Origin of the sequence: Actimicrobium sp. CCI2.3 (assembly GCF_035019065.1) — a bacterium.
GTDB lineage: Bacteria > Pseudomonadota > Gammaproteobacteria > Burkholderiales > Burkholderiaceae_D > Actimicrobium.
On sequence record NZ_JASJWR010000015.1, the window covers coordinates 1 to 14,985 of the forward strand.

At 58.9% G+C, this 14,985-nt stretch carries 16 protein-coding genes and 2 tRNA genes; 10 read left to right on the forward strand and 8 right to left on the reverse strand.

From position 1 onward, the window contains the following. Position 1 precedes the first annotated feature (1 nt). From QN370_RS10025 to QN370_RS10035, 3 genes are all read right to left on the reverse strand, one after another. Positions 2-77 (reverse strand) — tRNA-Val (locus QN370_RS10025). A 116-nt stretch (positions 78-193) separates the two neighbouring features. Beyond that, positions 194-1,042: an S-formylglutathione hydrolase gene (gene fghA / locus QN370_RS10030; RefSeq protein ID WP_416172103.1), complete on the reverse strand. Its 849-nt coding sequence runs from the start codon at positions 1,040-1,042 to the stop codon at positions 194-196. After that, a complete protein-coding gene (locus QN370_RS10035; RefSeq protein ID WP_322125904.1) occupies positions 1,042-2,148 on the reverse strand; it encodes an S-(hydroxymethyl)glutathione dehydrogenase/class III alcohol dehydrogenase in 1,107 nt (368 codons plus the stop codon). Before QN370_RS10035 ends, fghA begins: the two co-directional genes overlap by 1 nt. Before the next feature lie 114 nt (positions 2,149-2,262). On the opposite strand from QN370_RS10035, the gene pip reads away from it, so the two are divergent. After that, the gene (gene pip / locus QN370_RS10040) at positions 2,263-3,225 is read left to right on the forward strand and encodes a prolyl aminopeptidase (protein ID WP_322125905.1); all 963 of its coding nucleotides are present in this window, start codon (positions 2,263-2,265) and stop codon (positions 3,223-3,225) included. Positions 3,226-3,234: 9 nt separating this feature from the next. Here pip and QN370_RS10045 read toward each other — a convergent pair whose 3' ends face one another. Beyond that, complete coding sequence (locus tag QN370_RS10045; RefSeq protein WP_322125906.1) at positions 3,235-5,250, reverse strand: AsmA family protein; 2,016 nt, start codon at positions 5,248-5,250, stop codon at positions 3,235-3,237. A gap of 76 nt (positions 5,251-5,326) precedes the next feature. After that, the gene (locus QN370_RS10050) at positions 5,327-5,911 is read right to left on the reverse strand and encodes an SRPBCC family protein (RefSeq protein ID WP_322125907.1); all 585 of its coding nucleotides are present in this window, start codon (positions 5,909-5,911) and stop codon (positions 5,327-5,329) included. 263 nt (positions 5,912-6,174) lie between these two features. Between QN370_RS10050 and QN370_RS10055 the strand changes: the two genes are divergently transcribed. From QN370_RS10055 to QN370_RS10080, 6 genes are all read left to right on the forward strand, one after another. Next, positions 6,175-6,642, forward strand: coding sequence for a hypothetical protein (locus tag QN370_RS10055; RefSeq protein ID WP_322125908.1), 468 nt, complete (start codon positions 6,175-6,177; stop codon positions 6,640-6,642). Between the two features lie 137 nt (positions 6,643-6,779). Then, complete coding sequence (locus tag QN370_RS10060; RefSeq protein ID WP_322125909.1) at positions 6,780-7,331, forward strand: hypothetical protein; 552 nt, start codon at positions 6,780-6,782, stop codon at positions 7,329-7,331. Further along, positions 7,328-8,761 (forward strand): dihydrolipoyl dehydrogenase, encoded by a 1,434-nt coding sequence (locus QN370_RS10065; RefSeq protein WP_322125910.1) that lies wholly within the window; start codon positions 7,328-7,330, stop codon positions 8,759-8,761. The genes QN370_RS10060 and QN370_RS10065 overlap by 4 nt, the downstream gene beginning before the upstream one ends. Positions 8,762-8,940: 179 nt before the next feature. Continuing rightward, entirely contained in the window at positions 8,941-9,243 is a 303-nt protein-coding gene (locus QN370_RS10070; protein WP_322125911.1) for a DUF883 family protein, read from the forward strand. A gap of 18 nt (positions 9,244-9,261) precedes the next feature. Continuing rightward, complete coding sequence (locus QN370_RS10075; protein ID WP_322125912.1) at positions 9,262-9,654, forward strand: phage holin family protein; 393 nt, start codon at positions 9,262-9,264, stop codon at positions 9,652-9,654. A 14-nt stretch (positions 9,655-9,668) separates the two neighbouring features. Next, positions 9,669-10,052 carry a hypothetical protein gene (locus tag QN370_RS10080; RefSeq protein WP_322125913.1) on the forward strand — a complete coding sequence of 128 codons (384 nt, stop codon included), beginning with the start codon at positions 9,669-9,671 and terminating at the stop codon, positions 10,050-10,052. Positions 10,053-10,114: 62 nt separating this feature from the next. Here QN370_RS10080 and QN370_RS10085 read toward each other — a convergent pair whose 3' ends face one another. Continuing rightward, complete coding sequence (locus QN370_RS10085; RefSeq protein ID WP_322125914.1) at positions 10,115-10,978, reverse strand: c-type cytochrome; 864 nt, start codon at positions 10,976-10,978, stop codon at positions 10,115-10,117. 181 nt (positions 10,979-11,159) lie between these two features. Between QN370_RS10085 and QN370_RS10090 the strand changes: the two genes are divergently transcribed. After that, positions 11,160-11,235: transfer RNA gene (locus tag QN370_RS10090), tRNA-Arg, on the forward strand. A gap of 162 nt (positions 11,236-11,397) precedes the next feature. Here the strand turns inward: QN370_RS10090 and QN370_RS10095 are convergent. Both QN370_RS10095 and QN370_RS10100 read right to left on the reverse strand, forming a co-directional pair. Continuing rightward, the gene (locus QN370_RS10095) at positions 11,398-12,645 is read right to left on the reverse strand and encodes a HipA domain-containing protein (RefSeq protein WP_322125915.1); all 1,248 of its coding nucleotides are present in this window, start codon (positions 12,643-12,645) and stop codon (positions 11,398-11,400) included. Beyond that, on the reverse strand, positions 12,629-12,964 hold the full coding sequence (locus tag QN370_RS10100; protein WP_322125916.1) for a hypothetical protein: 336 nt from the start codon (positions 12,962-12,964) through the stop codon (positions 12,629-12,631). Before QN370_RS10100 ends, QN370_RS10095 begins: the two co-directional genes overlap by 17 nt. 397 nt (positions 12,965-13,361) lie before the next feature. Here QN370_RS10100 and QN370_RS10105 point away from each other — a divergent pair, with 397 nt between their 5' ends. Beyond that, complete coding sequence (locus tag QN370_RS10105) at positions 13,362-13,505, forward strand: DUF2256 domain-containing protein (protein ID WP_416172125.1); 144 nt, start codon at positions 13,362-13,364, stop codon at positions 13,503-13,505. Beyond that, positions 13,502-14,800, forward strand: a complete 1,299-nt coding sequence (locus QN370_RS10110) for a DASH family cryptochrome (protein ID WP_322125918.1) — start codon at positions 13,502-13,504, stop codon at positions 14,798-14,800. Before QN370_RS10105 ends, QN370_RS10110 begins: the two co-directional genes overlap by 4 nt. Positions 14,801-14,985: the final 185 nt, after the last annotated feature.

Genomic DNA, 14,985 nt, shown 5'->3' on the forward strand with positions numbered 1-14,985 from the left:
CTGGTGGGTGCTGAGGGGCTCGAACCCCCGACCTACGCCTTGTAAGGGCGCCGCTCTACCAACTGAGCTAAGCACCCGGCTGTAGTTGCCTGACGATACTGCTTTCTTCAAAACTGGTGTTTGTCTTCACACCTGAAGCGCCCGAAGTCTACAACAGTTTATTTCTTTTGCCTAGCTTGTCCGCAAAAAGACTTCAGGAAGACAGATTGCGATGATGGAAAGCCAGATGGTCGGCAATGAAACTGGCGATGAAGTAGTAACTATGGTCATAGCCGGCATGCCGGCGCAAGATTAATGGTTGCCCTGCATGGCGACACGCCGCCTCGAAGACTTCCGGCAGCAACTGCTGCGCTTCGAGGAATTGGTCGGCCAGGCCCTGGTCGATCAGGATGCCGTTCGGGAATGGCGTCTCCAGGCTTTTGGCCATCAACGTGCTGGCATCGTGCGCATCCCAGGTGCTCTGGTCTGCACCCAGATACTGACCAAACGCTTTCACGCCCCACGGACATTGCGACGGTGCTGCAATTGGCGCGAATGCCGACACCGAACGAAACACGTCCGGATGACGCAACGCCAGCGTCAGCGCACCATGCCCACCCATCGAATGGCCAAAGATACCGACCGCATCGGCACATGCCGGGAACTCCTGCACGATCAGGGGCAGCAGTTCGTCGACCAGATACGACTCCATCCGGAAATGGCTGGCCCACGGTGCTTCGGTGGCATCCAGATAAAACCCGGCACCATTACCAAAGTCCCAGCTGTCGGCGACACCGGCAATGCCGGTATCCCGCGGGCTGGTGTCTGGTGCGACCAGCATCATCCCGTGCTCGGCGGCGTAACGCTGCGCGCCGGCTTTCATCATGAAGGTCTCTTCGGTACAGGTCAGGCCCGCCAGGAAAAACAGCACCGGGACCGGCCCTTCCTTGGCTTGCGGTGGCTGGTACACCGAGAACTTCATCGGCAAGCCAATCGTCGTTGAGGCGTGCTGGTAAGACCCCTGCACGCCGTCAAAGCAGGCGTGTTCGCCCAGGCGTTCCATCAGTACAGCACCACTGAGCGGATCGACTCGCCGGCTTTCATCAGGTCGAAGCCTTCGTTGATACGGTCCAGCGGCAAGCGGTGCGTGATCAGGTCATCGATGTTGAGCTTGCCGTCCATGTACATGTCGACGATTTTCGGCACGTCGGTACGACCGCGTGCGCCGCCGAAGGCCGAACCTTTCCATTCGCGGCCAGTGACCAGCTGGAACGGACGGGTGCTGATCTCGGCACCGGCGTCGGCTACGCCGATGACGATGGCCTGGCCCCAACCCTTGTGGGTGCATTCCAGCGCCTGACGCATGACCTTGGTGTTACCGATGCATTCGAACGAATAATCCGCGCCGCCATCGGTCAGTTCGACAATGCGGTCAACCACGTTTTCGACATCCTTTGGATTGATGAAGTCAGTCATGCCGAACTTGCGCGCCATCGCTTCACGGGCCGGATTCAAATCGATACCGATGATCTTGCTGGCACCGACCATCTTGGCGGCTTGAATTACGTTAAGGCCAATGCCGCCGAGTCCGAATACGACCACGGTGGCACCGAACTCGACTTTGGCGGTAAAGATCACTGCACCCACGCCGGTGGTGACGCCGCAACCGATGTAACAGACCTTGTCGAACGGCGCGTCTTCGCGAATCTTGGCCAGCGCGATTTCCGGTACCACGATGTAGTTCGAGAAGGTCGAGGTGCCCATGTAATGGAACAGCGGCTTGCCGTCGATCGAGAAGCGGCTGGTTGAATCCGGCATCAGACCCTGGCCCTGCGTTGAGCGGATCGACTGGCACAAATTGGTTTTTCGCGAGAGGCAGAATTTGCACTGACGGCATTCCGGCGTGTACAGCGGAATGACGTGATCATCCTTGCGGATCGACTTTACGTCCGGGCCAACATCGACCACGATACCGGCACCTTCGTGGCCAAGGATGGCCGGGAAAAGGCCTTCCGGATCGGCACCCGAGAGCGTGTAGTAATCGGTATGGCAAATGCCGGTAGCCTTGAGTTCGACCAGCACTTCACCGGCGCGGGGACCGCCTAATTCAACGTCTTCGATGGTCAGGGGACGGCCGGCTTGCCATGCTACTGCTGCTTTGGTTTTCATTTGGTAACTCGCTTTTTGTCTGGTCTATCATGGATGGGCAATGCCTATTTCGAGACCATTATTACCGCAAAACCGGATCCTCTTCTCACCGTTCTTTTTTCCTGACACTTGGCCATGACCCTTTCTTCCGTAGTCACTCAACTGTTTCCACCACTAGTTCCATTTCGCAGTGGCCGCCTTGCCGTCGATACACGTCATGATTTGTACTGGGAAGAATGCGGCAATCCGGCAGGCATGCCGGTGCTGTTTCTGCACGGTGGACCGGGCGGTGGTATCTCGCCGCAGCACCGGCGATTTTTTGATCCGACGTTTTACCGCATCGTTCTGTTCGATCAGCGCGGTGCCGGTCAGTCGACGCCGCTGGGCGAATACCGCGACAACACGACACCCTTGCTGGTGGCAGATATCGAACAGTTGCGCACTTCGCTAGGCATCGCACGATGGCTGGTGTTTGGCGGTTCATGGGGTTCGACACTGGCGCTGGCCTATGGCCAGGCGCATCCGCAAGCCTGCCTTGGTTTTATCCTGCGCGGCATATTCTTGGGCTCGCAAACCGAGATCGACTGGTTCATTAATGGCATCAAATGGTTTTATCCGGAGGCGCATCAGCGCTTCGCCGAATTCATTCCGCCGGACGAACGCGACGACCTGATCCACGCCTACGGAAAGCGCCTGTTTAGCGACGATCCGGAATCCTATCTGCCGGCGGCGCGCAGCTGGAATCGTTACGAAAGCAGTTGCGTGTTCCTGTTGCCGCAAGACGATCAACCTGATTCGGATACGGTCAGTCTTGGTATCGGCCGGCTCGAGGCGCACTACATGCTCAATGCGTGTTTCCTGGCACCGAACCAGCTGCTCGATGGCATCGATGCGATACGGCACTTGCCGGCAGTAATCGTGCAGGGACGTTACGACGTGGTGTGCCCGCCGGTGTCGGCACATCGCTTGCATGCGGCGTGGCCGCAAGCACAACTAAAGATGATTGCCGATGCCGGTCATGCTGCGCTGGAGCCGGGAACGGCCAGCGCGCTGGTGGCGGCAACCGAAGCCTTCCGCTTGCGCGGGCATTTCAACTAAGCGACAGCACTACTTCATGCGCTTGTTCGCATCGGCGATGATGGTCGGGCAAGGTGATTGACTGTTGTCGCTTGGGGCGACCATCGCCAGCAAGGCGGCAAACGGATTGAGTAAACCCAGCCCGACGACGGCTGCACCGCGTACGGCCAGTGCACCCATGGCGACGCCGACCTGCGGGTTCTTGAAGGTGCCTTTCACGTACAGCGGCGAGCGCAAGGAAAATACCCGGAAGCCCTTGGTCTGCGGATGCACGTTCAGGTCCAGATGCTCGGTGCCGAGGTTGACGGTGCCATCGACATTGATCAGCGCATCGGTCGTGTCTAGCGCAAACACGCGTGAATCGAGCACGCCCTTCCTGACGATGAATTCGGCGGCGGCGCAATTGATCTTCACCGGCGTGTCGCCAAACAGTTTTCCAACGACGATGTTGGCGACGTTTAGCCCGGCCTGCTCGAGCAAGGTGCCGCTCATCACGCCATCGTTGAGCAACATGCGCAGCTCGCCGTCCAGTGTCGCGGCCAGCGCGGCCGGGGTGTTGCCGGTCGCCGCCAGTGACGCATCGCCATTGACCTGACCGAAACTCGTCTTCATTGGCTCGAAGCTCGGGAACAATTGTTTGAGCCGCAGGCCGCGTGCCGAAATGGTGAACTTGCCGCGCAGCGGATCAGCACTGCCATCGAGGGCGATCTTGCCAGTCAGTGTGCCGCCGGCGACGCCGAAGGCTAGCGGATCCAGCGTGAGCACGCCGTCATTCATGATGACGTGCGCCGACACATCATTGACCGGCAAGGCAGCATCACGAATGATCTGCTTGCCGACAAACTTGACATCGGCATCCATGGCTTTCCAGCGGTCGGTACGAAATGGCGTGACCGGAATCGCGCGGCCGGGTACCAGCCTGACGTCGGCTGAGGGCGCAGCGGTCTTGCTGGCACCCACCAGCGGTGCCAGGTCGGCGAACAGCAAGCGTTCCGAACGCACCGCGCCGGCCAGTTTCGGGCGCGCTCCTGCGGTGCTGTAGGTGAGCGTACCAGCCAGGTCCGAACCACCGACTTTTCCCGTGAATTGTTCATAGCGGAACACGCTGTCGGACTTGCGCAGCCGTCCGGTCAAATGACCGCTGGTCGAAAATGGCGGGGTGTCCGGTAACGCCACGCCGGTTAGCGGGTACAGGTGCGCCATGCTGCCTGACGCCAGCTGCAATTGCAGATCGAGTGCGGCCAAGTTGCCCGGGTCGGTGATGGTGCCATCAAGAACGATATGACTGTCGCCAACACGCAGGTCGGTCTGCAATGGAAATGGCCGGCTGGTATCAGTGAGCGACAGCACGCCGCCGAACTTGCCGCTGCCTTTGACGGCAGCCTTGTTGTACGTGCCGCTGACATCGAAGGCGAAGCCATAAGTGGATGCCGCGACCGCCGGCGCGTCCTTGTCGAGCAAGGCTCCGACCTCGACGGCATTGCCGGCAGGCCGGATCGTGGCGACGGCGTCGATCTTCTTGAGTTGATCCGTGAGGGCGACGGTGCCACTGGCAAAGCGGATCTGGTCGAGCGTCAGTGTCCATGCCGATGGCGTGTCCGCCGGGGGGGTGAGGATCCAGTTGACGCTGCCGTCGGCGCGTCGCTCCAGATCGACGGCCGGATTGACCAGCGTGATCGACGGGATGGCAATTTGCTGGCGCAACAGGGGCAGCAAGGCGATGTCGACATCGATCTGCTCGAGTGCGGCAAAATTCGGCTGGCGCGCCCAGTCAGGATTGGTGATCACCACATCGCTGGCGGTGAAGCGCGGCCACGGCAAGGTGCTGCGCCAGCCGGTGTCGCCGGGTGGACGATGCCAGCTGAGGTTGAGGTGGCCGCGGATCGCAAAGTCGCGTCCGATCGCTTGCGAGACCTTGTCATTGAGCCACGGGCGGCTGCGGTCCCAGTCCCACGTCAGCAGGACCGTTAGCATCAATGCCATCACGGCAGCGACGATGGCCGCACCGATCACGGCGATTCTGGCGGGCTTGTTCATTGTGATCATGCGACATTCCTGGAGGGGTAAGGTGAGGGCGCGGGTCAGTGAAGCCCGGCGCGCCGCTACGGTTTTCGCAGACGACTTATTTTTCAAGTTCGATAATGACGGCTTCGAGCATCTTGCGGATATCGGTCTGGACGATGGCATTGCCCACCAGCGGCGGCACGAAAAAATCCGGCTCGATAGCACCGGTGTAGTCGAGGCGGGTACCACTGACGCCCGCCTGTTCGGCCGGACTCATCGACCAGCGCGCACTGTACCGCTTCATGTCGCCCGAGACCAGGGCGACTTCGATGGATGAGGGGGGCTTTTCGGTGATCCGCACCTGCAAATGGATCGCGTGATGGAAGACAAAAAGTCCGCCTCGACCGTCCTGCTCCAGCAGTACTTCCGTGCCGTTGCGCGACAGGATGCGGGCGCGCAGCAGGTTCGGAACGTAGTCCGGCTGCCGTTCGTAATCGGTCAGAACTTGCCAGACCCGTTCCGGCGTTGCATTGGCAAACCCGCTGGCCCGGATGTCAAAGTAAGGCTGCTCTGCAGTATGGTTGCGCGTAACGGCGATATCAATGGGGGAAGCGGACACCGCCGGCGATGCCAGCATGGCGGCGGTAGCAACGAGCAGGGAACAGAGAGCGGCGATGGTCATGGTGGTCTTACCCGTTGGCATCAGAGGGACAACCTTAGCAGAAAAGAACTCCTGCTCGCCGTCTTGTTGCAGGGCAGGGAGAATGGCAACCGGATTGGTCGTGCCAAAGCGGATCGTCGAGGATGCGCGAGCCGTGTGCTCAGTGTGGCCTGGCGGATAACCGGATGACCGTTCATTAGCGCACCTCTTTTTTGCTACTGGCATCGCAGGATGGCGGTGTATCTTGTCTGTCCTCGATCACGTCGACGGCAATGCCAACGACAATTTATTTCAGGATTCCCATCATGAAAAAACGGTTTGCAATCTTCATGGCCGCGCTGGGTGCGGCACTCGCAGCCTGTACGCCGACCCGACTGCCTGGCCCCCGCAGCGACACGCTCGGCCAGCCAGCGAGTCCGCTGACTACCAGCACGCTGGAGGGATACAAGGAAGTGCTGGCGGAGCATATTTCAAATGCCAATGCCAGCCAGGTGTACGGCGGTCGGCCGCAGGCATTCCTGCGCTCGGTGATCGTGGTCAAGTTCTCTGTCGATGCTAGCGGCAAGCTGCTGCAGAGCGACATTATTCGCAGCAACCATGACAGCACGACCGATGCGATTGCGCTCGGCAGTTTGCGCGCCAGCGCACCGTTTCCGCGTCCGGCGCAGCAACTGCTTAGCCATGGTCGGCTCGAACTGTCAGAAACCTGGTTGTTCAATGCCGATGGCCGTTTCCAGATACGCAGCATCGCCCAGCCACAAATGAGCGAATAGCCGCTGAGGGTACTTGCGCCGGATATGTGTTCCAGCACATGTCGCCGTCGTCGCGCAAGACGGTAGAATCCGAGCTTACGCAGCGGGCACCCTGTCAACGGGGCGGCCTGCCAGATCAAACCAGATTCAGGAGCACCATGTCTGCCACCCCACGTGTTGAAACAGGTCGTCCGGCCAAGCTGTATTTTTATGCCGACCGGCACACGGCAGAGCGCGCCTTGCAGGTTGGGGAGTTTCGCCTGCGCTCCAGCGGCCAGGGCGACCCTGCTTCAGGGGCATCGCCGGCCAGCCAAATCCTGCCATTCGGTGCAACAAAGACGGTGGCAACGGTCGGATTCCTGACGCTGAGCCTGTCCACCGCTCTCAGCGAAAAACTGACCCGCAAGGATACGGCAGGACTGTGCTGCGTCGTCATCCACAACACGGAAGAATTCGGCGAGCGCTTGCACCGTGCCGTGCACAAGGCACTGCCGCAATGGGCCGGCATCGACGCGGCAGTGGCCTATGGAGCCCCAAGCGCATTGGGAGCGGCGTTCACCAGAGGACGTCATCTGGCGGGACAAAAAGAATGGCTGTTTGCCTGGCGTCCGATGCAGCCTGCGTTGTCGCTGAACCCGATCGTGATCCAGATTGGCAGCCTCGCTTCCTTCGCCGAATTGCGCGAACCTGAACAAGAAAGCAACCCATGAAAATTCTTGATGTCGATGTCGCGGTTATCGGAGCAGGCAGTGCCGGTTTGACGGCTTATCGTGCTGCCAGATCCCACGGCGGCAAGGTCCTGCTGATCGAACGTGGTCCCAACGGCACCACTTGCGCACGGGTTGGTTGCATGCCGAGCAAATTGCTCATTGCTGCTGCCGATGCCGCTTACCACGCCGCGGATGCCGCTGGATTTGGCGTGCATGCTGGTCCGGTACGCATCGATGGCGAGGCGGTGATGGCACGGGTGCGGGCCGAACGCGACCGTTTTGTCGGGTTTGTGCTGGAAGGCGTCGAAGCCATCGCGCCGCTTGATCGATTGACCGGCAGTGTCCGTTTTCTCGGTCCGCAGCAGTTGCAAGTGGACGAGCACACCGTTGTCAACGCGGCGCGTATCGTCATCGCGACCGGATCAAGTCCGCGTCGGCCGCCAGAGTTGCAGATGCTGGGCGATCGACTCATCGACAACGAGCAGGTGTTCGACTGGACCAGCCTGCCCGAATCGGTCGCCGTACTGGGCGCTGGCGTGGTCGGTCTCGAACTGGGGCAGGCGCTGCATCGGCTTGGTGTGCGGGTGGCATTGTTCGGGCGCGGCGACAAGCTGGGTCCATTGAGCGATCCGGAAGTGCGTCGCAGCGCGCTTGACTGCATTGGTGGCGAACTCGATTTGCGACTCGATAACCAGCGCTTCGATGCGCAACGCGACAACGATGGCGTGCTGGTGCAATCGGCTGGCAAGGATGGCGTTGTGCGGTGCGAGCATTTTGCGCTGGTCCTGTCGGCTGCAGGGCGTGTGCCTAACCTGGCCGGATTGCAACTTGAGTACGCTGGTCTGGAGCTCGACAAGCGTGGGGTACCGCACTTCGACCGCACCACCATGCAATGCGGTAGCAGCACGATATTCATTGCCGGCGATGCCGATGCCGAGTTGCCGTTGCTGCATGAAGCCGTTGACCAGGGGCGCATTGCCGGCAACAACGCCGGCGGCTTCCCGGATATCCAGGCCGGGCTGCGTCGCACGCCGCTCAGCGTGGTGTTTTGCGATCCGCAAATCGCGCTGGTTGGACAACGTTTCAGCGACCTTGTGCCGCGCCGCTATGCGACAGGCAGTGTGTCCTTCGTCGATCAGGGGCGCAGCCGGGTGATACGACAGAACCGCGGCGTGTTGCGACTGTATGCCGAGCTTGGCAGCGGCCGCTTTTTAGGTGCCGAAATGGTGGGTCCGCGGGCCGAACATCTCGCGCATCTGCTGGCGTGGGCTTGCCAGAATGCGATGACCGTGGCGCAGATGCTGGAGATGCCGTTTTATCATCCGGTGGTCGAAGAGGGCGTGCGCACGGCGCTGCGCCGCTTGCAAGTTGAGCTTGAACAGGACATTCCCGAGATCGAGCACTGTGCTGACTGCACGCCGGGTATGTAATTTGCCCGGGCTCAAATGATGGCGAGTGATCCGGTTCATGATGGGGCAGCTATCCTTGCGGTATCTGCCAATTAAGCGAGTTAGCGTACTGTGTTGCCTGCGGTTCCGGGTTATGGTGTGAACTGCCAAGAACTGTGTACCCTGCAGAAACGTTATTTTTACCTACAAGGAGTTTCATTATGCTGACATCCCATCTCAGAACTGGCCGTACCGATATGAAGACCCTGGTCCAGGATGCGCAAGACCTGTTTCGTGAAGCGACTTCCGCAACCGGTGTCAAAGCCGAAGAACTGCGTGGCAGAGGCATGGAATTGCTTGAAACCGCAAAGGTCCGGGCACATGACGCCCAAGTTGCTGCGGTCGAAACCGGCAAGGAAATCGCCACGAGCGCTGACGACTATGTGCATGAGAACCCTTGGCGCGCTGTCGCCGTATCCGCGACGGTTGGTTTGCTGGTTGGCTTGCTCATCGCGCGCAAGTAAGCCGGTTTTTTGCACCACATGGAAAACAAATCTCCCGGCACGGCCGTCCCGCCCCCTGGCCTGATCGTCGGCATGGCGGGCATGGCACGCAATTTTTTTGCGCTGATGGTCAATCGGATCGAGCTGGCATCGGTCGAGCTTGCCGAAGTGCGAACAAACCTGCTCAAGCTGATCCTGGTAGCCGCTGCTGGCGTCATCGCAGCATGCTTCGCGCTGGCTTTCTGGACCGGCTTGCTGGTCTATCTGAGCTGGGACGCGCTGGGCTGGAAAATCCTGCTGATCGTTGCAGCTGCCTTCACAGTCGTTGCCGTCGGAATTTTGTTCTACGCGAAATCGATGCTCAGCCAGGGCAGTCTGTCGATGCCTGCCACGCTGGCAGAGCTGCGTAACGACCGCGATGCATTGCTGTAATTACCGGAGCCCAGATGAACGATGAATCGCCTATCTCCAAGGTACTCACCCCGGCCCAGCGCAAGGAAAAGCTGATCCGCGAGGGGGCTAATTTCCGCGCAGGCATTCGCAGTTCGATCGAATTGGTCGGCAATAACTTGCAAACCGATACGCTGGCACGCAGCATCATTACCCAGTTGACGGGTACTGCCTATGCGGCTGTCGGGAGCCTGTTGCGTGTCAAGGGAGCGAATTTGCAGACGTTGTTGCCGATCGTTGTCAGCGGCATTTCGTTTGTGGTCAAAGCGCGCTTGCTGCTTCCGTTGTTGCGCACCACCGCCGTCGCTGGCGTGGTCGGTGCCGGTGCGTATTTCCTGTTGCGCCGTCGCAGTCGAACCAGCGAAGACGATAGCGTGTGAAAAGATAAGCAGCCAAAAAAAATGCCGACATGACGTCGGCATTTTTTTTTGACAGAAATAGTCTACTTGGCGGCTGCAATCATGTAGTCAACGGCAGCCTTGACTTCGTCATCGCTGGCGGACGATCCACCTTTGGCCGGCATCATCCCTGCCTTGCCCTGATAGCCCTTGATGGCATGCTCATGCAGCACGGCTGGGCCCTGCTTGATGCGCTCAGCCCAGGCCAGCTTGTCACCGAACTTCGGTGAACCAGCAATCCCTGCGGCGTGGCAAGCCATGCAAACACTGTCATAGATTTTTTTACCGGTATCAGCAGCCAGTTTGACTGGTTCTGCCGGTGTGGCCGGTGTTGCAGCAGGGGCCGCCATGGCCGCAGGTGCTGGTGCAGCGGCGTCTGCAGTCGGCGTCGCTGCAGCGGCAGGCGCGTCCGGTTCCTTGAACGTGGCACCAGCCTGGTTCGCCATGTAAGCAACGGCGCGAGCAACTTCAATGTTGTCGAGGTCGGCGTTACCGCCTTTCGCAGGCATACCGCGAATGCCATTGACTGCATGGGTCACCAGCGTGTCGTAACCTTGAGCAATACGTGCTGACCAGGCGGCAGTATCGCCGACTTTAGGAGCACCAGCGACGCCAGCGGCATGGCAAGCCATGCAGGCACCCTTGTAGACGGCTTCGCCGCTTTGCAGCACCTTGATGGCGTTCACATCCTTGAAGGTAAAGCCTTCGTCGGCGACGGGTCTGATCCGTGCCGAGATGGCCTGTGGCGTCAGTGCTTCGGAGCCGTCACCGACCTTGTTGGCATTGGAAACATACTGCACCAGCAAAACGATACCAATTATCGGAACAATAAAGCCGGCAACGACGGCTGCAATCAGTTGTTTCGGAGTTTTGATACCGCTTGAATGTTCGTCGTGTGAATCGCTCATGTTTACCTCAATGCAAATTTCGAAGCCGGTGGACGGTCTGGCGCATTGCTTGCAGCGCTAGACTTCGCAAAGGTCTGGATTATAGATGAGTTGGTATGTGTTTGGAACGAACAACGCTGCTATCCATGGACGGACGCGGCGAAAAACGGTATCCTTCAGCCCTCTTGAGGGTTCTCCTTATGCGGCTGTAGCTCAGTGGATAGAGTATTGGCCTCCGAAGCCAAGGGTCGCTGGTCCGATTCCAGCCAGCCGCACCACTTTCAAGAAATTGCATTATCTGCATTCACTGTCAAAGCACTAGCCCAGACGTATCTACTTCCTACCTAAAAAACGCTGCCAGCTTGAATCGCCAGCGGTGTTGTAGTGCCAATTTTGCATTTCTCTCTGCCATTAGTGAACGTGAATAGGGCACCATCAAATTAGCTGACCCTACTCAGGACGACAACGTTGTGAGTCAAGCGTTCGTGCAGCACGTTTTTCCAGTCCTGGTCGAGCCAATGTGCGACCTCGTCAAAGCCCGCCGTAATCCGCGCCAGCAGGCCATCAAGGTAGATTGCTGCCTCCTCCGCACCCGTAAAGCCAAACCGATGTGCGTCAGCCAGCACCGCGTTCCGAGAAATGTCGAAACGCCCCTGAGATAACTGCATGTGAAGACGAACTGGTGTTTCCACCGGGTTCGGCACGACGTCGAAAGCCGGCGCGAGCCGCCAGCAGCGGCCTTCCGCGCTGAAGACAATGGCATGATTGCGCAGATGGTCATCATCGTTGCCGCATACCGCATTGAACACCATGCGCCCAAACAGTTCGATACGGTCTTCAATTGGACCACCCGCCAACCGCAACTCTTCGGCTAAACGCGGATAGCTCCAGCGGTCTGTCTGGAAGAGCCCAGGATAGTCGGCCTGCAGCAACGATGCGGCGCTCACGCACATGTGGCGCTGCTGGCCGGTTCGGTCAAACCGTAGAACCCGTACCGCATTCCTGCCATCTGTGGCAGGGTGAAAGACAGTACTGGCAAAATTTAATCCACTTGCCGCGCCCCACTGCTGACCGACGTGCTCGAGCAGAGGAATGTTGGCAAGGTCTGATGCAATCTCCGGTTTAACCAGCCAAAACTGACCGTTGTCTCCTTGTACCGTGGTTTTCGGCCGCGCACCACCCACACTGGCCGTCTGGACCAACCTTGCACGAATTTTTGCGCGTATCGCAGGACGGCGCTCCGCAAGTGCCGTCAATTCTTCTATCACCTCACCGAGTTTAGGCAGTCCGGTGGTGCTCACTTTCGAGTCAGGGGGCCTGGCGCTTGGACCAATGGCAAGTGCACCCCAGCGATCAAGGTTGCTGGCTTTGAGCAAGTATCGTAGTGGCGGAGCATCTTCCGGCAGATTATGTTCCCGGCGCAGTAAAGCCTGGCCCCATGCGTCCGGGCAGGCATCGCGTAAAACGTCATGCAGGCCTTGATATCGTGGTGCCGAGACATCCGTTCCCGGCAAAAACGGCAAGTTTCGCGGGTCGATGGCCCAGGCAAGCCCTGCATCAATGTAAGAGGGGGCGTACTTGAAAAAACCTTCTCCGGGTTGGCCTGTCTTGTACCTGCCAACCGTGACCCATTCGCCATTATCTGGCCGCTGCAGATAGACGTATGTCGGCTTAGAAATACTCAGCATCGTCAGCTCCCTTGTCCTGCTGGCGCAACTTGACGCGCTGGCCGTAGTCGCCCTGCCAAAGTTTGGCAGGCAGTGCGGGTGCCGCCTGGTCGAGGATGCCTAGCGCAAGAAGCGCGGTCAAATAAGCACCTGCACCTGCACCTGGGTCCCCTTTTTCCAGCCGAAGCAGCGTCGTCCGGGAGATACCCAGTCGGGCCGACAAATCAGCGACAGCAATGCGCTGACGCAGGCGCTGCGTGGTAATACACTTGCCCCACATTGTGAGCCGGTCCTGCACCAGGGTTGGCCAACTTTCAGCCTTGGAGAGCTTCTTTGGCATGACTTACTCCGTTCATAGATAGGTCTTTATAACATGTAACGCTTTATCTACGAACAGTATTGCATGCCGGGTTGCACCATAGTTAAGGCGTTATGCCATATAGCGCCATATCTATGATGCCTGTCCGCAGACTTTTTGGCTGGTACCTTTTTGTTTGGCGGAAGGTTTAATGTGCCGTTTAGCCATATTCGTAAAAGAGAGTAAGCGTTATCCAGATCATCCTTCCTACACGCATCGGAGCACTACGGCGAATTTCTGGCCACAGGCTTTCCCTGGCAATGATGCCGCAAGGTGTGCTGCATTTCACCCTTCTGCGCAATGTGCTGAATTGTGGCAAAGTTTCTATAAAGAAAATTTGTCCTAATAATGAAACTTCGCAGAATGGCCCTGAATGAAAATGCAAAAGAAATCCGATCTTCCCACCAAGCTATGCGTTCGTTGCGGCTTGCCATTCACTTGGCGCAAGAAATGGGAACGGGTATGGGAAGACGTCAAATACTGCTCCGATCGCTGCCGTGAAAACAAAGGTGGCAAAGCATGAGCGCCGTTATCTACTGGTTCAGGAACGACTTGCGGCTGCTGGATAACCCGGCTTTTCTGTTGGCGTGCCGTGAAAGTAGCCAAGTATTGCCGGTGTTTTGCCATGATCCAGGGGACCGGGCCCTGACGCACTGGGGTTTTGAGCGAGTCGGTGCACATCGGCGTACTTTTGTCGCGGCAACATTGGCGGATCTGGGCGCGCAGCTCACAGCGCGGGGTAGTGCTTTGATAGAACTTGCCGGGCGACCCGAAGACGTGTTGTCGACCCTGGCGCGGGATCTGGGGATTACCCGGATCGTCTGCGAAGCGATCGCTGCGCCCGATGAGCAGGATGCCGTTCAGGCCCTGCGGGCAGCGGGTCTGACTGTCGATACGGTCTGGCAGTCCAGTTTGCTTGATCCGGATGCGCTACCGTTTTCTGCCCGGCAGTTGCCTGACATGTTCACGCTGTTCCGGCAAGCCATAGAAAAAGCCAACGTGGCACCCCCGGCACCGATGGATTTTCCGGAGACGATTCCACCGTTGCCGGTATGGATTGCTCCGCTTTCGCACCGCCACGATGCCATGCCGCCATCGCCGCCAGACGTCGATGCGCGAACGTCATTTCCTTACCAGTTAGCGGCGTGCGCCGGCGGAACAACCGCAGCGTTGGCGCACCTGCATCAATATATGGACCGCAAACTCGCACACACCTACAAGGACACACGCAACGGACTCACTGGTCTGGACTATTCCAGCAAGTTCTCGCCGTGGCTGGCCACGGGAGCCTTGTCGGCGCGCACGATCAACGCGGCGCTCGAACAATTCGAAAATGACTTCGGTGCCAACGACAGCACTTACTGGCTCTGGTTCGAGTTGATGTGGCGCGATTATTTTCGCTTCCTGCATCTGAAATATGGCCGCAAGCTGTACCGTTACCACGGCCTTGCCGAGGTCGGCAGCGCCAGACCGGTGCATGACGCCGCGCTATTTGCACGCTGGTGTCGGGGTGTGACCGGCGAGCCCATTGTCGACGCCGGCATGCGCGAACTGGCAGCCACCGGTTACCTGTCGAACCGGTTGCGCCAGATTGTGGCGAGTTACCTGATTCACGATCTGGACGGCGACTGGCGTGCCGGAGCCGCCTGGTTCGAGTCGCAACTGGTCGATTTTGATGTCTACAGCAATCAAGGCAACTGGCTCTACCTGGCCGGTCGCGGTACGGACCCGCGCGGCGGTCGCCGCTTCAATCCGCAAAAGCAAGCCAGGGACTACGATGCTGATGGCGCATATCGGGCATTATGGGAAACCGTCTGATCGGGACAAATCTCGGTTAGCGGGCGCAGGTGCATAATTTGCTTATGACAAGACACCGCCATTGATGCACCCGCCCGGTGCGCTCCTGGATGGTTTAAACGGGAGATAGCGTGCGCAAGCGATCATAGCAATAAGGCATCTGCGCATACACTATCGCCCGGAACACCCGCTCCGTCGCGACGAGG

Bases quoted from the DNA above. Each gene is read 5' to 3' on its own strand.
- QN370_RS10110 (WP_322125918.1), top strand. From the start codon at position 13,502: ATGAGCGCCGTTATCTACTGGTTCAGGAACGACTTGCGGCTGCTGGAT.
- QN370_RS10100 (WP_322125916.1), bottom strand. From the start codon at position 12,964: ATGCCAAAGAAGCTCTCCAAGGCTGAAAGTTGGCCAACCCTGGTGCAG.
- QN370_RS10095 (WP_322125915.1), bottom strand. From the start codon at position 12,645: ATGCTGAGTATTTCTAAGCCGACATACGTCTATCTGCAGCGGCCAGAT.
- QN370_RS10045 (WP_322125906.1), bottom strand. From the start codon at position 5,250: ATGATCACAATGAACAAGCCCGCCAGAATCGCCGTGATCGGTGCGGCC.
- QN370_RS10075 (WP_322125912.1), top strand. From the start codon at position 9,262: ATGGAAAACAAATCTCCCGGCACGGCCGTCCCGCCCCCTGGCCTGATC.
- QN370_RS10065 (WP_322125910.1), top strand. From the start codon at position 7,328: ATGAAAATTCTTGATGTCGATGTCGCGGTTATCGGAGCAGGCAGTGCC.
- QN370_RS10035 (WP_322125904.1), bottom strand. From the start codon at position 2,148: ATGAAAACCAAAGCAGCAGTAGCATGGCAAGCCGGCCGTCCCCTGACC.
- QN370_RS10050 (WP_322125907.1), bottom strand. From the start codon at position 5,911: ATGCCAACGGGTAAGACCACCATGACCATCGCCGCTCTCTGTTCCCTG.
- QN370_RS10080 (WP_322125913.1), top strand. From the start codon at position 9,669: ATGAACGATGAATCGCCTATCTCCAAGGTACTCACCCCGGCCCAGCGC.
- QN370_RS10085 (WP_322125914.1), bottom strand. From the start codon at position 10,978: ATGAGCGATTCACACGACGAACATTCAAGCGGTATCAAAACTCCGAAA.
- QN370_RS10105 (WP_416172125.1), top strand. From the start codon at position 13,362: ATGCAAAAGAAATCCGATCTTCCCACCAAGCTATGCGTTCGTTGCGGC.
- QN370_RS10060 (WP_322125909.1), top strand. From the start codon at position 6,780: ATGTCTGCCACCCCACGTGTTGAAACAGGTCGTCCGGCCAAGCTGTAT.
- QN370_RS10055 (WP_322125908.1), top strand. From the start codon at position 6,175: ATGAAAAAACGGTTTGCAATCTTCATGGCCGCGCTGGGTGCGGCACTC.
- QN370_RS10070 (WP_322125911.1), top strand. From the start codon at position 8,941: ATGCTGACATCCCATCTCAGAACTGGCCGTACCGATATGAAGACCCTG.
- fghA (WP_416172103.1), bottom strand. From the start codon at position 1,042: ATGGAACGCCTGGGCGAACACGCCTGCTTTGACGGCGTGCAGGGGTCT.
- pip (WP_322125905.1), top strand. From the start codon at position 2,263: ATGACCCTTTCTTCCGTAGTCACTCAACTGTTTCCACCACTAGTTCCA.